Here is a 16,377-nt window from a genome sequence, read left to right as displayed (position 1 = left end):
GACAGCGAGAGAGTGGCAGCCTGGCAAGGCCAGCGCTCTACGGCGCCCCCCTCTGTCCTGCCGGACATCTCCCCCTCCAGGGGGGAGATTGGATGTCGCGCCGGCTTTCGCCAATCTCCAACGCCGAAAGGATGAGCGGGGCGCGAAAGCTGCTGATCTCCCCCCTAGAGGGGGAGATGGCCGGCAGGCCAGAGGGGGGCGCGAAGGAACTCGGCTTTGCGCGATTGACCTTCGCGCCCCATCATCCGCGAGCGCCCAATGACCGCCGTCGATCACATCATCGTCGGCAGCGGCATCAACGCCCTGGTCTGCGCGGCGATGCTTGGCGCCAAGGGCGCCAAGGTGCTCGTGCTCGAGCGCAACGACCGCATCGGCGGCTGCATGCGCACCGAGGAGATTACTGCGCCCGGCTTCGTCCATGACGTGATGGCGACGACCTTCGTGCTGTTCATCACCTCGCCGGCTTTTGCCGCGCTCGGCAAGGACCTCGCGCGGCACGGGCTGGAGTTCTGCCACACCGCCACGCCGACAGGCGTGCTCACGCCCGACGGCAGCCATGCCGTTATCACCACCGACCGCGCCGCCAACATCGCGGCGCTGAACCGGATCGCCTCCGGCGACGGTGACCGTCATGGCGGCGATGTCGGCGATATCGAGCGCAATGCCGGGCTGCTGTTCGGCCTGCTCGGCGGCGCGCTCTGGTCCTATCCGACAACGAAGCTCATCGCCGGCGAGGCCTGGCGGCGCGGCCCGCGCGATCTTGCCGCCTTCATCGGCGAGGCGCTGGTGCCCGCGCGCGGCTGGCTGGAAACGACTTATGCTTCCGAACTCGTCCGCGCGCTCTGGGCGCCCTGGGTGCTGCATGCCGGGCTGGGCCCTGAAGACGCCTTTTCCGGCCAGATCGCCAAGGTCATCGCTTTCGCGCTGGAGGCGGCCGGCGCGCCGATCGTCAAGGGTGGCGCGAAAAACCTGCTCGCCGCCTTCGAGGCGCTGATCAGGGAACGCGGCGGCGAAATCCGCGTCAACGCCGACGTCGCCTCGATCGTCCGGACAGGCGTCCGCGCCAGCGGCGTCCGGCTCGCCTCCGGCGAAACCCTGAGCGCCGCGAAGAGCGTCATCTGCTCGGTCACGCCGACGCAGCTCTATGGCCGTCTGCTCGGAGGGGATGCTCCCAAGCGCGACGTCGAAGCGACGCGCGTTTATCGCTACGGCAAGGGCAACTTCCAGATCCACTACGCGTTGGACAAGCCGCCGGCCTGGCGCGGCGAGGGTCTCGACAAGGTGGCGCTGCTGCATCTGACACCGGGTTTGGATGGCGTCTCAAAAGCCTGCAACGAAGCAGTGCGCGGCCTGCTGCCGGAGGTGCCGACGATCTGCGTCGGCCAGCCGCATGCGCTCGATCCATCGCGCTGCCCCGAGGGCAAGGCGATCCTTTGGCTGCAACTGCCCGAGGCGCCGCGCCACATCAAGGGCGATGCCGCGGGCAAGCTCGAGGCGCCGGCCGACGGCCGTTGGAGCGAGGCGTTGCGCGAGGCCTATGCCGACCGCGTCGAGGCGATCCTCGCCGACCACATCGACGGTTTTCGCGCGAGCGTGATCGCGCGCCGCGCCTATTCGCCGGCCGATCTCGAAGCGATGAACGTCAACCTGGTCGGCGGCGATCCCTATGGCGGCTCGTCGACCATCGACCAGTCCTTCCTGTGGCGGCCGTTCAAGGCCAGCCGCAACCATGAGACCGGCATCAAAGGCCTCTATCATATCGGCGCCTCGACCCATCCGGGCGCCGGCCTCGGCGGCGGCTCCGGCTTCCTTTTGGCGGGGAGGCTCTGATGGAACAGAAACTCGCCGAAAAACGCCAGCGCATCTCTACCCTCGGTCAGATTGGCCTGCAGCAGTTCGCGCCCTATCTGATGAACCGCATCATGGGCCGCTACAACGCCACGCTGCGCGACGACTTCCGCAAGCAGGGCCTGACCATTCCACAGGTGCGCACGCTCGCCGTGCTCTCGGTCACCGACGGCGTCACCGTCAATGACCTCTCGGTTTACACAGTGATCGAGCAGTCGACCTTGAGCCGCACGCTCGACGCGCTGGAAGGCCAGGGCCTGGCGCGGCGCGAGCAGGGCGTCACCGACAGCCGCTTTCGCCATGTGTTCCTGACCGATGACGGACGCGCGCTGTTCACGCGCGCCTGGCCGGCCATGCACGACGCCTTCGAGGCGATGTTCGACGGCATCGACGATGCCGAATATGCCGCGCTGATCGCTACATTGCAGAAGATGCTGAAGAACATCCGCAAGCACGAGATTTAGTTGTACGCGCCGCCGCTTGGCGGCAACGGAAGGAGGCAGAGATGGCCGAACGGTCTTTTGCCAAGGAAGTCGAAAAGCTCAGGCTTGGCGCCGGCGAGGAATTCGCAGGCGAAGGCATCCTCGCCATCACCAAGGCGCTGCTGCAATGCGGCGTCGGCTATGTCGGCGGCTACCAGGGCGCGCCGATCAGTCATCTGATGGACGTGCTGGCCGACGCGCAGGATATCCTGGGCGAGCTCGGTGTGCATTTCGAGGCGAGCGCTTCGGAAGCGACCGCCACCGCGATGCTCGCCGCTTCCGTGCATTACCCGATCCGCGGCGCCGCAACCTTCAAGTCGACCGTCGGGACCAATGTTGCTTCGGATGCGCTCGCCAACCTGGCGTCCGGCGGCGTCACCGGCGGCGCGCTGATCATCGTCGGCGAGGACTATGGCGAAGGCTCCTCGATCATGCAGGAGCGGAGCCACGCTTTCGCCATGAAGAGCCAGGTCTGGCTGCTCGACCCGCGTCCGAACCTGCCTTCGATCGTCAAGGCGGTGGAGGACGGCTTCGAGTTGTCGGAGGCCTCCAACACGCCGGTCATGCTGCAGGTGCGCATCCGCTGCTGCCACGTGCACGGCCACTTCATCGCCAAGGACAACAAGCGCCCGCCAATATCGGTCGCCGATGCGCTTGCCGCGCCGCGCCGCGACACCGGCCGCATCGTGCTGCCGCCCGCCTCTTTCCTGCATGAAAAGGAAAAGGTCGCCAAGCGCTGGCCGGCGGCGGTCGATTTCATCAAGAGCCGCAAGATCAACGAGATCTTCGGGCCGGATCATGGCTCCGTCGGCATCGTCATGCAGGGCGGCATGTACAATTCCGTCATCCGCGCCCTGCAGCGGCTGGGCCTCGCCGACACCTATGGCGACACCGACGTGCCGCTCTATGTGCTGAACGCCGTCTACCCGCTGGTCGACGACGAGTTCCTGTCCTTCTGCGAAGGCAAGCAGGCGGTGCTGGTCGTCGAGGAAGGCCAGCCCAACTACATCGAGCAGGCCTTCGCCGCGATGCTGCACAAGGCCGGCCGCGGCACCAGGCTGGTCGGCAAGGAGCATCTGCCGATGGCCGGCGAATATACCGGTCAGGTCATGCTCGACGGCATCGGCTCCTTCCTGCGGGCGCACGCCCCGCATCTGCTGCCGGGCGAGGTGCGCGCGCCGAACAAGCTGGGCGAGGGCGTCGATACGGCCGATCTCATCAATGTCGTTCCGGGCCGCCCGCCGGGCTTCTGCATAGGCTGCCCGGAGCGGCCGATCTTCGCTGCGACGAAACTGGTCGAACAGGAACTCGGCAAGCACCACATCGCCTCCGACATCGGCTGCCATCTGTTCTCGATCATGCCGCCTTTCGAGCTCGGCGCCACCACCATGGGCTACGGGCTCGGGCCGGCGTCGGCCTCCGCCTTCAATTCGCCGGAAGCCAAACGCCGCTCGATCTCCTTCGTCGGCGACGGCGGCTTCTGGCACAATGGCTTGACCTCCTCGATCGGCAACGCCGTCTTCAACAAGAATGACGGCGTCATCGTCATCGTCGACAACTTTTACTCGGCCGCCACCGGTGGCCAGGACATCCTGTCCTCGCGCGCCTCGAACCGCACCAAGTCGACCAAGCATCCGATCGACGAAGCGGTGAAGGGCATGGGCGTCAAATGGCTGCGCCACATCGATCGCACCTATGATGTCGGCAAGATGCAAGCCGCGCTGCGCGAGGCGCTGACCACCGAGGAGAAGGGGCCGAAAGTCATCGTCGCCTCGTCCGAATGCATGCTTAACCGTCAGCGCCGCGAGAAGCCGCTGGTCGACAAGGCGATCAAGGGCGGCGAGCGCGTGGTGAAGCCGAAATTCGGCGTCGACGAGGACATCTGCACCGGCGACCACGCCTGCATGCGGCTCTCCGGCTGCCCGTCGCTGTCGGTCAAGTCGCTCGACGATCCGCTGCGCGACGATCCGGTCGCCTCGATCGACCAGAACTGTGTCGGCTGCGGCAATTGCGGCGAGGTGGCGGATGCGGCCGTGCTATGCCCCTCCTTCTACCGCGCCGACGTCGTTCACAATCCGGGCCGCTGGGACCGTTTCCTGGAAAGCGCGCGCCGCGCCGTGATCGGCCTGTTGCAGCGGCGCCGCGAGAGCCGCCGTTTGATGTTCGCCGATGCTTGACCAGGCTTCTCCCCTGCGCCCGAAAACGGGCGCTTCTGACGACGAGCGGGTGATAAAACTGGCCGTGCTCGCGGTCGGCGGCCAGGGCGGCGGCGTGCTTGCCGACTGGATCACCGACGTCGCCGAGCGCAACGGCTATATCGCGCAATCGACCTCCGTCGCCGGCGTCGCCCAGCGCACCGGCGCGACGATCTATTACATCGAGATGGCCCGCGACACCGGCCGGCTGCCGGTCTTTGCCCTGTCGCCCTCGCAGGGGGACGTCGATATCCTGATTGCCGCCGAGCTGATGGAAGCCGGCCGTGCCATCATCCGCGGTTTCGTCACGCCCGAGCGCACGACGCTGATCACCTCCTCGCACCGCATCGCCGCCGTCTCGGAAAAGATCGAGCCGGGCGATGGCCGCGCCTCGTCGGAGAAAGTGCATGCGACGGCACAGGCAGCGGCCAAGCGCTTCATCGCCTTCGACATGGAAAAGATAGCCGCCGACAACGGAACCATGATCTCGGCCAGCCTGCTCGGCGCGCTGGCCGGTTCCGATGCGTTGCCCTTCACCCGCGAAAGCTACGAACAGGCGATCGGCGCCGGTGGCCGTGGCGTCGGGCCAAGCCTCGCGGCCTTCGGCGCAGCTTGCGACCGCGCGCGAGGCATCGCTGCTGCTCCGGCGGGCGACGAGGCAGAGGCGAAACCTGCCATTGCCCAACCCAGGCCAACGGCGAGCGTCAGTGGGCCTGAAACTTTGCTGAAGGGCTGGCAGGAGCTTGCCGGCCGCGTCGCGGCACTGCCGGTGCCGGTGCGCGACATGGCCGAACGCGGGCTGAAGAAGGTCGTCGACTATCAGGACATCGCCTATGGCGGCGAATATCTCGACGGGTTGGACAGAGCGGCCGCGCTCGACAATGCCGAGCGCGGCTTCGCGCTGTCGATCGCCGCGGCAAAGCATCTCGCCAACGCCATGTGCTACGACGACATGATCCGCGTCGCCGATTTGAAGACGCGCTCGACCCGCGACCGGCGCGTGCGCAAGGAAGTCGGCGTCAAGGAAGGTTCGGTCCTGCAGGTCACCGAATATTTCCATCCGCGCATCGAGGAGTTCTGCGGCACGCTGCCGGCGGGGCTGGGCAGCTACATCGAAAGCCGGCCGAAGCTCGCCGCTTTCCTCGACCGCCGCATCAACCGCGGCCGCCACATCCGCACCGACAGTTTTACCGGCTTCGCCATGCTGTGGTTCATCGGCGGCCTGCGCCGCTGGCGCCGCGGCCTGCTGCGCCACAGGGTCGAGGTCGAGCATCTGGAGCGCTGGTACGGCCTGGCGCTCGGCTATGTGCCCCAGGACTACGCTTTGGCCACCGAAATCCTCAACTGCCGCCGGCTGATCAAGGGCTATAGCGACACCCATGCGCGTTCCCAGTCGAAATTCGATCGCGTGCTCTCGGCGCTTCCCATGCTGAAGGGCAGGGACGATGCCGCCGACTGGATCCGCCGCCTGCGCGAGGCGGCGCTGAAGGACGAAAAGGGCGATATGCTGGACGGCGCGCTGAAGACCGTGGCGACGCTCGACGAAGGCGGCGCCCGCTAACGAAGACGTGATCCGCACCGCTCCGACGGAATTCGGCCCTGTCCCCCGTTTCAGGGAGGTAGGGAGAAATTACGGAGACAACGCATGTTCGCAAAATACTTTCTGCCTCTCGCCATGGCTGCCGGCACGTTGATGCTGTCCAGTGTCGGCTCGCAGGCCATGCCGATGGCCAAGCCGGATGCTGCGTCACCACCGGTCGAAACCGTCGGCTGGCGCTGCGGTCCCGGCTGGCACGTGAACCGTTGGGGCAATTGCGTGCCCAACGGCCGCCGGTTCATCCGGCCCGTGCGCCATTGGCATCCCGGCTTCTGGGCGCATCACCGCTGGCACCCCGGCTATTGGAGCTAGTGATCCGTCGAGGGGTTTGACACCCGCGCCGGAAACGGCGCGGGCGTTTTTTGTTGAGTTCCCCATGCAGGTTCTTTCGGTGGGCCCTCGCGCCAGCGATCGTGAGTGGCCGAAGCCCCTCAGCGTCATCATCACGGGCGAAGCGACGCGGCGCAGACCCTAGAATCCATTCCGTGCCTTTGGCCGAGGGATGCAGCGGAGCAGAATTCTGCACCGCGGCGACGCCTCAACGTCGCGGAATGGATCCTCGGGTCTGCGCGCGTCGCTTCGCTCCTTGCTCCGCCCTAGAATGACGATGACAGCAGACCCCGCACCTGTCACCGATGGGCATAGCCGAGGCTCACGCCACCAGATCCCGCATCGGCTTCACCGCCGCCGACTCCGGAAACACCTTGTCGCCGAGCACCGCCGCCGACAGCCCGAACTGATCCGCCAGCAGCCCCTTCAGCACCGCGCGCACATCGCTTGTCGGCGCCAGGTCGCGCTGTTCGTAGAGCTGCGCCGGCTTCAGCCCCGGCCAGTCGGCGATGACGCGGCCGCCCTTGATCGCGCCGCCGGCGAGCAGCACCACCGTGCCGGTGCCGTGGTCGGTGCCGACCGTGCCGTTGATGCGCGCCGTGCGGCCGAACTCGGTGATCGCGACGACCGCCGTTTCCTTCCAGCGCTCGCCGAGTCCCGTCTCGAACTCGTCGAAGGCGCCGTCGAGGCCGCCGAGCAGATTGGCGAGCCGGCCGGTGGCGCCGCCTTCGTTGACATGCGTGTCCCAGCCGTCGAAGGCGAGCGCGGCGATGCGCGGCCCATCATCGGCCGCCATCAGCCGCGCCGCGCCTTGCGCCGACAGCCGCATGCCGGCAGCATTGCCGAGACCGCCCTTAGGCTTCATCGTCGTGCCGTCGAGCTGGTCGCTCAGCGCCATGCGGTAGGCGTCGAGCCCTTTCTGAAGCGCGGCCGCCAGCACCGGATCGCGATGGTTGTAGAGATCGAGCACGCGCTCGGCCAAGGCGTCGCTGGGCGTCGGCAGGGCCTGCGGCGCCCAGCCGAGCACGGGTGCTGCGCCGCGGATCACCAGTGGCGTCGACGGTCCGACCGCGAGGCCGCCGAGTTTCGCCACGCGTTCGCCCGCCGGCAGGCTGGCCAATGCCCGGTTGAGCCAGCCGGTGGTCGCGTTGCCGGGACCGGGCAGGCCGCTTTCCAGCACGTCCTGGCCGTCGAAATGCGAGCGGTCGCGGTAGCCGGTCGCGGCCGCGTGCACGACGGCCGCCTGGCCTGCCTTGAACAGGCACGCGAACACCGGCATTGCCGGGTTGACGGCGAAGAAACCGTCGAGCGGCAATGCCGGGTTGGCGCCTGAGAGCGAAAGCGCGATGTCGCCATGCAGGCCGGCATAGTCCGGATCGCCGACCGGCCCGACCGTCGACAGCCCGTCGAGCGCGCCGCGCAGCACGATGACGATCAGCCGCGGGTCGCGATTGTCGGCCGCTCGGGCAAAGCGCGGCAGGCAGGCCCAGGCGAACAGCGCGCCGCCGGTCATCAAGACGGCACGGCGGGACAGGTTGGGAGTTTCGCAGAGAAGGCTCACGGGTTCATCTCCATTGCTAGGTCACCGTCGCTGGAATTCCGGCGCCATCAACAGCAGCGCCAGGCCCTGCTGCTTGGACTCCGCCCGCGCAATCGCCTGCCGTGTTTCGGCCGAGACGGACGCACCGATCAGCGACGCCAGCGTCTCGTCGGGGTCGCCGATTTCGTCCGCTTGCTTCGCGGCCTGCCAGGCGATGTTCAGCCGCGTCTTGAGGCCCTCGGCGGAAGCCCATGCATCCGTCCGGTCGGAAAAGCCGTTCGGCCCCGGCGGTCGCCATAGCGGCTCGCCGAGCACGCTCAGCCAGCGAAGCGACCGTTGCGGCTCGTTGCCGGCGGTGGCGCCGACCGCGCGCCGCAGCGCGACGACATAGTCCAATGGCGAGCGCAGCTTGGTGAGCGGCGTCGACCAGGCTTCGGGCATGTCGATCAGCGTCAATGCGATCGCGCGCAGGTCGCCATCGGTCTTGGTGAAGACCGTGGCCAGGCGGGCGACAGCCGCCGGCGGCGGATCGTCCGCGATGAAATGGCGCGCAAGCTTGGTGGCGATGTGCCGCGCAGTGGCCGGATGGTGGGCAATGTCGTTGAGCGCCGCTTCCGCCTGGCCCATGCCGCCGTCGGGATAGGTCTTGCCGAGCAGCACCGCCTTGCCCGGCTGATGCGCATTGGCGTTGAAGACGAAGCTTCCCGGCTCTCCCAGCCGCCCCTCGCGTCCAGCCATCGTCCAGCCGGTCAGCATGCCGGCGAAGCTGGTGACGTCGGCTTGGGCATAACCGCTGCCGACGCCCAGCGTGTGCAATTCCAGGATCTCGCGGGCGAGGTTCTCGTTGAGGCCGCGTCCACGCCGCTTGCCGGCGCGCGAATCCGGCCCGATCGATTGCTGGTTGTCGAGATAAAACAGCATCGCGGGATGATGCTCGACCGCCAAAAGCATATCGGCGAAGCGGCCGAGCACGAAAGGGCGGATCGCCTCGCGCTCGAAGGCGCCGGCGCATGCCCGCACGACCGGTGCCTTGGCGACGGAAACGCAGAAATGGTTCGACCAGAAGCCGACCAGCCTCTCGACGAAGCCCGGCGTCGCGGCCAGCGCCTTGTCGAAACGGGCCTGCGCTTCGTCGCGATAGATGTCGGCCTCGACACGCGGCACCGCGGGTTTGGTTTTTGTCCCGGTCGGGCCGGCCGGCTCTTCCGCGGCTATCGGCTGCATCGCGGCCGCCGCCTTCTCATCCCGCGCCGCCTTGCGCTCCATGGCCGCCGTCATGCTGGCCTGGATCGCCGCGGTGCTGTCCAGCAGCCCGGCATTCTTCGGGTCGTCGGGGGAAATGAGCGCGATGTCCTGCTGCCTGATCTCGGCCTTGAGGTAGCCGCGCGGATCGGCGGCGATCTTGCCGAGGTTGTCGCCAGCTTTTGCGCCGAGGCCGAAGCGGTTGAGCGCGACCAGGGCGGGGTCCGGCGAGACGGAATTTGAGACCGGTGCGGCCAATGAAGCCTCCGTTCCGAACCGACGCTTCGGCCGGCATGTTGCATGGATCGGGAAGGGCGCTCACGACGTCGGCCGCAGCACCGGCGTCATGAGCAGGCCGTCACCAGCGGCGCCAGTGGTGCCAGCGGTGGTAAGGATGCCAGACCGGGCCGATATAGACGCGCGGCCCGCCCCAGTAATAATAGCCGGGATAGATCACGCGGCGATTGGGGACGCAGCGGCCCCAGTGGTTGGGCTGCCAGCCCGGACCGCAGCCCCAGGCGACACGCTCGATAAGCGCCGGCGCCGGCGCAGCCGGTGCGATCGGCATCGCCGAGGCGGCGCTTGCGGCGGCCGTCCCGCCGATGGCGAGCGCTGCCGCGATCGAATATTTCGTCAGACTGTTCATGGAATACTCCCGAAAGCTTCGAGGTTGAAGAGAACCTGCCCGTCGCCGGAGGCGGTCACAGGCCTGTCCCTCTTTTCCTTGAACGGGGCGTGTCCGCTCTTTCCGTCGTCGCCTATGGCATTTTTTTTGCAGGCGCCGGCGGCTGCCTGCCGGCGCGCCGCATCAGGGCGTCCGCCAGCAGCTGGCGGTCTTCCGCCGATCCCGACGCGGCGAATTCGATGATGCGTTGCTCGAGCCGCGCCCGCACGGTGACATCGGCATTGCGCGCGCGCTCGAGCGCCGCCGCAAGCGCGTTGCTGTCGAGCGTCGGCTGCTGCAGAAGGTTCGCCGCCTCGCGCCGAGCGGCCTGTCCGTCGAGGATCACGTCGCGGGACTCGCGACGCACCTCGCGCAGCGCCTGACGGAAGACCTTGCGGTCGGCGGCCGGCAGCCTGCCGCCGGCCGATTCCAGCGAAAAGCCTGGATTGGACTTGCCGATCAGCCAGCCGGCGCCGCCGGCGAGCGCGCCGATCAGAAAGACATTCAGCACCAGGGATGCCGCCACGAGACGGGGGTTCATAGGTCCTCCTCGGCCTGATCGGCGTCGGGACCGGCATCGCCGAACGACGTCGCGTTGGCATCCATCACATAGTGGTCGGAGGGAGCGTCCGGGGCAACGACGGTCACCAGCGCCAGCCCGGCCACGGCGCCGGCCAGGCCGGCACCGGCAAGCCCGAAGCCCAGCCACCAGAACCGGCGGTGGCGGCCCTGCCTGACCTCGGTCGCGGCGCGGGCGACAATGGCTCGATGGAGCGCCGGGCCGGGTGCTTCGACGCGATGCCGGTCGAGCATGGCGTCGAGCCTGCCGGCGCGCGCCAGGATGGCCCGGCCCTCCTCGGTATCGGCAAACAGCATCGCGGCGGCCTGTTCGGCCGGCGGCCAGCGGTGCAATGCGCCGCCATAGGTATCCGCCAGCGCGGCGAAGCGCCCGGCATCCATCGGCCCGTTTGCGGTCTTCTCAGCCATCTCGTTCCCCCTTCCACCGTTTTAACGTGGCCCCCCACGCCGCAGTCCTCAAAATTCGCAGTCCCTTCGAGGTCTCAGTCATCGCCATCTCCCGCGAGCATGGTCTGCAAAGCGCGCCGGCCGCGCGCGAGCAGGCTTTCCAGCGCATCGACGCTGACCTGCATGGCGCCAGCGGCCTCGATGTTGGACAGCTCCTGATAATACACCAGCACGATCGCCTCGCGCTGGCGCGGCGCGATACGCTGCAGCGCCTGGCTGACCCTGCGCTCTTCGTCGCCCGGCATTGCATCGGGAAGCGGCGCTTCATCGGCCACCTCCGGCAGCTCGTCCGTCGTCCATTCGCGCCGGCGCCGCAGCCGGTCGTAGCAGAGGTTGAGCGCGACGCGGTGGATCCAGGTGTCGAAGCGCGCCTGTCCCTGGCGCCAGCCAGAGGCGTGGCGCCAGATGCGCATGAACGTCTCCTGGGCGACGTCCTCGGCCTCCGCCGCGTCGCCGAGCATCCGGGCGGCCAGGGCCAGGATGCGCGGCAGCTTGCGCGCCACCATCACCTGCACGGCGCCGGGGTCGCCGGCGCCGATGCGGCGTACCAGTTCCTCGTCCGGATCGGCGTCCATCAACCCGGGCGCTCGCGGCTGTCATTATGCGGCATAGCCTCTTGGTCATTGCTCCTGATTGGGAGCGGATTTGTGGCCCGGCCTCTCGTCGGCGCCAAGCACGCCGTCGCCGTTCCTGTCGAGCCTGGCGAAGCGCTTGGCGAGGAAGGCGTCGAGCTCGCCCTTGTCGACGAAGCCGTCCTTGTTGGTGTCGATGCGCGCGAAGGATTTGACCGGATCGCCCTTGGCCTTGCGGGCGGTCTGGAAAGCGGTCCATTCGGCTAGGCTGACCTTGCCGTCATTGTCCGTATCGGCCCGCATGAACGCCTTTTCCCGGCGTGCCTCGAACTTCTCCAGTGTCAGGCCGGACTTGGTTTGGTCAGACTTGGTGGCCGGAGCCGAGGTGCTCGGCGCCGTCTGGGCCGGGGCAGGGGGCGGCGTCGTTGTCTGGGCGACCGCGGCCGCGGTCTGCAAGCCAAGGGCAACGACGAATATCGTTTGGCGGATCATGCTCTCGTCTCCGGTGGCGCGCCGCCATTGGCGGCCACGCTTCAGCCGTTAAACGCGAGGCAAAGCAAAATCCGTCGGTCTTTTTTCGACCGGACAAAAAGTCCCCGGGATCCGGCCTGACCGGACCGGATCGTCCCTGAAGGACCGAAAGCGACGACTATCTCGGGTGGTCGACGGCCACCAGCTGGTCCGGCTTGAAGCCGGCATGCTGCGGGGTCCAGACGTCGCCTTCGCGGTTGAACCAGTGGCACAGATACGTGCCTGAGGCCGCGCCGTCGCTGATTGTCATTTCCGGGCCTCCGGATTTCAGCCTGACGACGTCTCCGGTCTTGAAACTGTTGGGCATTTCGACCTCCCATGCTGACAAGGCGAGTTTCCCACCAACAACGATTCCCGACAATGGCCGAGATGCGCCGATGACGTGGTGCAGGCGGGAAGGCGTGGAAAACTGGTGCCGCTAGCGTGATCCGCGAGGCAGCACCGTCATATCAAGGCTTTTGAGCTCCACTGATTGGCTGCCTTCTCCGCCCGGGAGGACGATCATGGACCTTTCTTCCGACAATTTGCGGCATGGGCGCACAGGTGGAAGCCCGGCTCGCTTTTTGTGGTTAGGATTTGAGGTCAGCAAGCCGGGCTATGCGCCGACCGATGGGCGGGGGGCTTGGGGTTATCAGCCGGCGCGATCGCGAGACTGTCTGATTTGCCTGCCAGCCCACAATCGACCGAGGTCCGTCCTGCCAAACGCATTGGTCCGAAAGGACCAAAGATATAGCCCCTTATTCCGTTGGGGCAGCTTGCCCGCCGGCGGTCTTTTGTTACCTGCCCCCATTGCCCACGGTTAACGAGCAGACCGCTCACCGCCCGGCCTCCGTTAACAGTTTGGTTCTCGTGGAGAAACTTGGTGCCGCTTGCGTGACTCGAACACGCGACCCCATCATTACGAATGATGTGCTCTACCAACTGAGCTAAAGCGGCCCGGGAAGCGTCAGGCTTCCAGAATGGGCTGGGTGATAGACTCAACCGCTCGCTAATTCAAGATGGGCAGCGGTGAATTCCGGCCTCGTTGGCGGCAATTCCGATCTACGGTTACCGCGCAACGGGCACAGGCGCGGCCCGTGGCGGGTGTGCGGGCCGCACGTCCTTCGCACCTGGCTGGCCGGCGCGACCGCGCCGGTGGTGACGAAAAATGTTGATTCTTAAACAAAAAATGCCGAAATGGCTTTGGCCGGCAAGGCAGCCGCTCGCCGTTGATCGATTGGTCGCCTGCGGCTGACGATCAGACAACCGTGAGCGAACGCGCAGAGGGAGCTCGCTTGGACCCCATCGAGAAAGCGATCCGCAATGCCTTCGAGAAAGGCAATGCCGAGGACCGGGCGTTCCGCGAGAAGGTCTATCGATCGGCCTTTGCCGCGCTCGACCGCGTCCTGCAGGCCAATCCGAACGTCACGGTCGAGGCCGCCATCAGCCGCCGCAAGGCGGTGCAAGCCAAGATCGCCGAGATCGAATCGGAATTCCTGCCGGCAGTGCCCGATGTGACGCTGCCGCCGGAAAACGTCGCGCCCGCCGGCAATGGCGCGCCGAATCCCCGCGTCGAAGCGCCGGCCGTGTCGGCCGCGCCGTTGGTCGACGCGCCGCTGCCGCCATCGCAATCCGCGCCCTCGCCCTCGATCACCGTCGACGGCCCGGTGCAGCCCGATGCTTCGGACCAGCCGCGCTCACGCGTGCTGCCGCGCGTGCCCGACATCATGCCGGACGAGACGGCGCTTCCCGACGCGCCGTCGCTCGACGATTCGCCGGGCGCTCCCGTCGGCAACGGCGCTGAGGTCGCGCCCGACCGCGACGAGCGGCGCATCAGGGGGCGGCGCCTGCCGCTGACCGCGATCTTCGTCGTCGCGACATTGCTCGCGGCCGCCGGCATCGGCCTCTATTTCGCCAAGCAGACCGGCGTCTTCAAGACAGCGGCCGAGCTCGACACCGGCCCGCCGGAACCGACGCCGACGCTGGACGACGAGGATTCCTCGCCGCCGGCCGAACCCGGCTCGCCGCAGAAGCCGGGCGAGGCCGACCAGTCGAAGAACTGGATCAACGTCTTCTCGCCGGCCGATCCGACCCGTGTCAGCACGCCGTCCGACGCCGCCGCCGAGGTGATGAAGGACGACACCGGCCAGTTCCTGCGCATCCGCTCGGGCGCGTCGGGTTCGGCCATCGCCTTCGATGTCGGCCAGGGCGTGCTGGAGAAGCTTGCCGGCAAGCACGCCATGTTCGACATCGTCGCCCGCTCGGAAGAAGGCAAGGAGACGCAGATATCGGTCGATTGCAATTTCGGCGATTTCGGCGATTGCGGCCGCAAGCGCTACGCGGTCGGCCACGAGCGCAACGAATATCTGTTCGACGTGCAGTTCCCGGACAAGCATCCGGGCGCCGCCGGCACCATCGCCGTCAACTCCGACTTCGATCAGAAGGGCAAGTCCGTCGATATCTACGAGATCCGCGTTTCGATCGCGGAGTGATCGCGCCGCTCTATCTGCCGGCGCCGGCGCGCCGGCGAGGGGTCGTCCCTAGCCGTCCAGCAGCGCCTGCAACGTCTCGATGCGATCGGCTTCCGCGGCCGGCTTGTCCCAGCGCAACCGCGAGATGCGGGGAAAGCGCATCGCGACGCCCGATTTGTGGCGGGTCGAGCGGTTGAGGCCTTCGAACGCCACCTCCAGCACCAGGCCGTTCCCGCGGTCGGCGCGCACCGAGCGCACCGGCCCGAAACGCTCGATCGTGTTGTCGCGCACATATTTGTCGATCTCTCTCAGCTCCTCGTCGGTGAACCCGAAATAGGCTTTGCCGACCGGCACCAGCTCTTCCGAACCCTCGGGGCCGGACCAGACGCCGAACGTGTAGTCGGAATAAAAGCTCGAGCGCTTGCCGTGGCCGCGCTGCGCATACATCAGCACCGCGTCGATGGTGTGCGGATCGCGCTTCCATTTGAACCAGGGGCCCTTCGGTCGGCCTGCAAGGTAGGGCGAATCCCAGCGCTTCAGCATCACCCCTTCGATGATCGGATGCGGCGGCGCCTGGCGCAGCCGCTCCAGCGTCTCCCAGTCGGAAAACGCGACCAGCTGCGAGAGATCGAAGCGGCTGGGATCGAGGATTTTGACGAAAGCCTCGAGCCGCTTGCGGCGCTCGGCGAAGGGCAGCGCGCGCAGATCCTCGCCATTGATCTGCAGCGCGTCGTAGCAGCGCATGAAGGCCGGATATTGCTGCTGGATCTTTGGCGAGACGCTCTTGCGGTTCAGCCGCTGCTGCAGGTCGGAGAAGGTTCCGGTCGCCTCGCGCGGGTCGCCGACCAGCAACTCGCCGTCCAGCGCCGCCTCGAAATTCATGGCGGCGGCAAGGTCCGGGAAGGCGCCGGACACGTCATCGCCGGTGCGTGAATAGAGCCGGCGCACACCGCCTTCGCACACTGCCTGCACGCGGATGCCGTCCCACTTCCATTCCGCCGCATAATCGGCCGGATCGAGTTTTTCGAGGTCGTTGTCGCCAACGGCATTGGAAAGCATCACCGGCCGGAACAGCGCAAGTGCGGCGCTCCTCGGCTTTTCCGCCCGGCCCTCCAGCCAGGCGAACAGCTCGGTGTAGGGCGGCGCCAGACCGTGCCAGAGCTCCTCGATCTCGGCTACGTCGACTTGGCCGAGGTCGGCCAGCGCCTGCTTGGCGAGCCGCGCCGACACGCCGATGCGCAGGCCGCCAGTGACCAGCTTGATGATGGCGAAGCGCGCCGAGATGCTGGCGTCGTCGAGCAGCCGTGACAGCACCTTCGGCCCGTCGGAACGGCTCGCCGCCTGCAGCCTGCCGACCACCTCGGCAAGCGTCGGCACATGATTGGGGATATGCCCTTGCGGTTGCGGCCAGACCAGCGACACGGTCTCGGCGAGGTCGCCGACATAATCGTAGGAGTAGCCGAACAGCACCGGGTCCATGCGCTCGACCACCAGCGCGCGCAGCATAGCCGGCTTCACCGCCGCGATGTTGAGATCGCCCGTGATCGCCGCCAGCGCCAGCCCGCGATCGGGGTCCTCGACGCTGCGGAAATAATCGGTGAGCAGCGTCAGCTTGCCGTTGCGCGACGGCGTCAGCACGAGACGGTCGAGGAGCTCGGCGAAGCGGTTCATGGGGATGTGCGCCCCGCCAATGGCGAAAGCCGGCGCGAGGCACCCCCCTCTGGCCTGCCGGCCATCTCCCCCGCACGGGGGGAGATTGGCAGTTTCGGCCCTGCCGCACATCCTGCAATGTCGATGATTGGCGAAAGCCGTCGCGACATCCGATCTCCCCCCTTGCGGGGGAGATGGCCGGCAGGCCAGAGGGGGGTGTGAAGGATCGCGGCGTTGCCAATTCCCGCAT

At 67.2% G+C, this 16,377-nt stretch carries 15 protein-coding genes and 1 tRNA gene; 6 read left to right on the top strand and 10 right to left on the bottom strand.

Annotation, left to right across the window (positions count from 1 at the left end; all coding sequences use genetic code 11):
* Positions 1–258: 258 nt before the first annotated feature.
* The 5 genes from FJ417_RS32325 (at position 259) to FJ417_RS32305 (ending at position 6,434) form a co-directional block, all read left to right on the top strand.
* Positions 259–1,830: an NAD(P)/FAD-dependent oxidoreductase gene (locus FJ417_RS32325; RefSeq protein ID WP_140786254.1), complete on the top strand. Its 1,572-nt coding sequence runs from the start codon at positions 259–261 to the stop codon at positions 1,828–1,830.
* The gene (locus tag FJ417_RS32320) at positions 1,830–2,312 is read left to right on the top strand and encodes a MarR family transcriptional regulator (RefSeq protein WP_140786253.1); all 483 of its coding nucleotides are present in this window, start codon (positions 1,830–1,832) and stop codon (positions 2,310–2,312) included. The genes FJ417_RS32325 and FJ417_RS32320 overlap by 1 nt, the downstream gene beginning before the upstream one ends.
* A gap of 41 nt (positions 2,313–2,353) precedes the next feature.
* Positions 2,354–4,507 carry an indolepyruvate ferredoxin oxidoreductase subunit alpha gene (locus tag FJ417_RS32315; RefSeq protein WP_140786252.1) on the top strand — a complete coding sequence of 718 codons (2,154 nt, stop codon included), beginning with the start codon at positions 2,354–2,356 and terminating at the stop codon, positions 4,505–4,507.
* Complete coding sequence (locus FJ417_RS32310) at positions 4,500–6,086, top strand: indolepyruvate oxidoreductase subunit beta family protein (RefSeq protein ID WP_140786251.1); 1,587 nt, start codon at positions 4,500–4,502, stop codon at positions 6,084–6,086. The genes FJ417_RS32315 and FJ417_RS32310 overlap by 8 nt, the downstream gene beginning before the upstream one ends.
* 84 nt (positions 6,087–6,170) lie before the next feature.
* The gene (locus FJ417_RS32305) at positions 6,171–6,434 is read left to right on the top strand and encodes a hypothetical protein (protein ID WP_140786250.1); all 264 of its coding nucleotides are present in this window, start codon (positions 6,171–6,173) and stop codon (positions 6,432–6,434) included.
* A gap of 340 nt (positions 6,435–6,774) precedes the next feature.
* On the opposite strand, the gene FJ417_RS32300 is transcribed toward FJ417_RS32305, so the two are convergent.
* From FJ417_RS32300 to FJ417_RS32260, 9 genes are all read right to left on the bottom strand, one after another.
* Positions 6,775–8,013, bottom strand: a complete 1,239-nt coding sequence (locus tag FJ417_RS32300) for a DUF1501 domain-containing protein (RefSeq protein WP_246687632.1) — start codon at positions 8,011–8,013, stop codon at positions 6,775–6,777.
* A gap of 21 nt (positions 8,014–8,034) precedes the next feature.
* On the bottom strand, positions 8,035–9,492 hold the full coding sequence (locus tag FJ417_RS32295; protein WP_140786249.1) for a DUF1800 family protein: 1,458 nt from the start codon (positions 9,490–9,492) through the stop codon (positions 8,035–8,037).
* 100 nt (positions 9,493–9,592) lie between these two features.
* Positions 9,593–9,880, bottom strand: a complete 288-nt coding sequence (locus tag FJ417_RS32290) for a hypothetical protein (RefSeq protein WP_140786248.1) — start codon at positions 9,878–9,880, stop codon at positions 9,593–9,595.
* Between the two features lie 112 nt (positions 9,881–9,992).
* Positions 9,993–10,439 carry a periplasmic heavy metal sensor gene (locus FJ417_RS32285; protein ID WP_140658264.1) on the bottom strand — a complete coding sequence of 149 codons (447 nt, stop codon included), beginning with the start codon at positions 10,437–10,439 and terminating at the stop codon, positions 9,993–9,995.
* Positions 10,436–10,885 carry a hypothetical protein gene (locus tag FJ417_RS32280; RefSeq protein WP_140786247.1) on the bottom strand — a complete coding sequence of 150 codons (450 nt, stop codon included), beginning with the start codon at positions 10,883–10,885 and terminating at the stop codon, positions 10,436–10,438. Before FJ417_RS32280 ends, FJ417_RS32285 begins: the two co-directional genes overlap by 4 nt.
* Before the next feature lie 74 nt (positions 10,886–10,959).
* Positions 10,960–11,499: an RNA polymerase sigma factor gene (locus tag FJ417_RS32275; RefSeq protein WP_140786246.1), complete on the bottom strand. Its 540-nt coding sequence runs from the start codon at positions 11,497–11,499 to the stop codon at positions 10,960–10,962.
* Between the two features lie 45 nt (positions 11,500–11,544).
* Positions 11,545–11,988, bottom strand: a complete 444-nt coding sequence (locus FJ417_RS32270) for an acid-shock protein (RefSeq protein ID WP_140786245.1) — start codon at positions 11,986–11,988, stop codon at positions 11,545–11,547.
* Between the two features lie 157 nt (positions 11,989–12,145).
* Positions 12,146–12,334, bottom strand: coding sequence for a DUF2158 domain-containing protein (locus FJ417_RS32265; protein ID WP_140648157.1), 189 nt, complete (start codon positions 12,332–12,334; stop codon positions 12,146–12,148).
* Between the two features lie 553 nt (positions 12,335–12,887).
* Positions 12,888–12,963, bottom strand: a tRNA-Thr gene (locus FJ417_RS32260).
* 338 nt (positions 12,964–13,301) lie between these two features.
* On the opposite strand from FJ417_RS32260, the gene FJ417_RS32255 reads away from it, so the two are divergent.
* Positions 13,302–14,498: a hypothetical protein gene (locus FJ417_RS32255; protein WP_181183363.1), complete on the top strand. Its 1,197-nt coding sequence runs from the start codon at positions 13,302–13,304 to the stop codon at positions 14,496–14,498.
* 48 nt (positions 14,499–14,546) lie between these two features.
* On the opposite strand, the gene FJ417_RS32250 is transcribed toward FJ417_RS32255, so the two are convergent.
* A complete protein-coding gene (locus tag FJ417_RS32250; RefSeq protein ID WP_140786243.1) occupies positions 14,547–16,148 on the bottom strand; it encodes a cisplatin damage response ATP-dependent DNA ligase in 1,602 nt (533 codons plus the stop codon).
* Positions 16,149–16,377 lie beyond the last annotated feature (229 nt).

Origin of the sequence: Mesorhizobium sp. B3-1-7 (assembly GCF_006439385.1) — a bacterium.
GTDB lineage: Bacteria > Pseudomonadota > Alphaproteobacteria > Rhizobiales > Rhizobiaceae > Mesorhizobium.
This window is presented reverse-complemented; position numbering and strand designations above follow the sequence as displayed.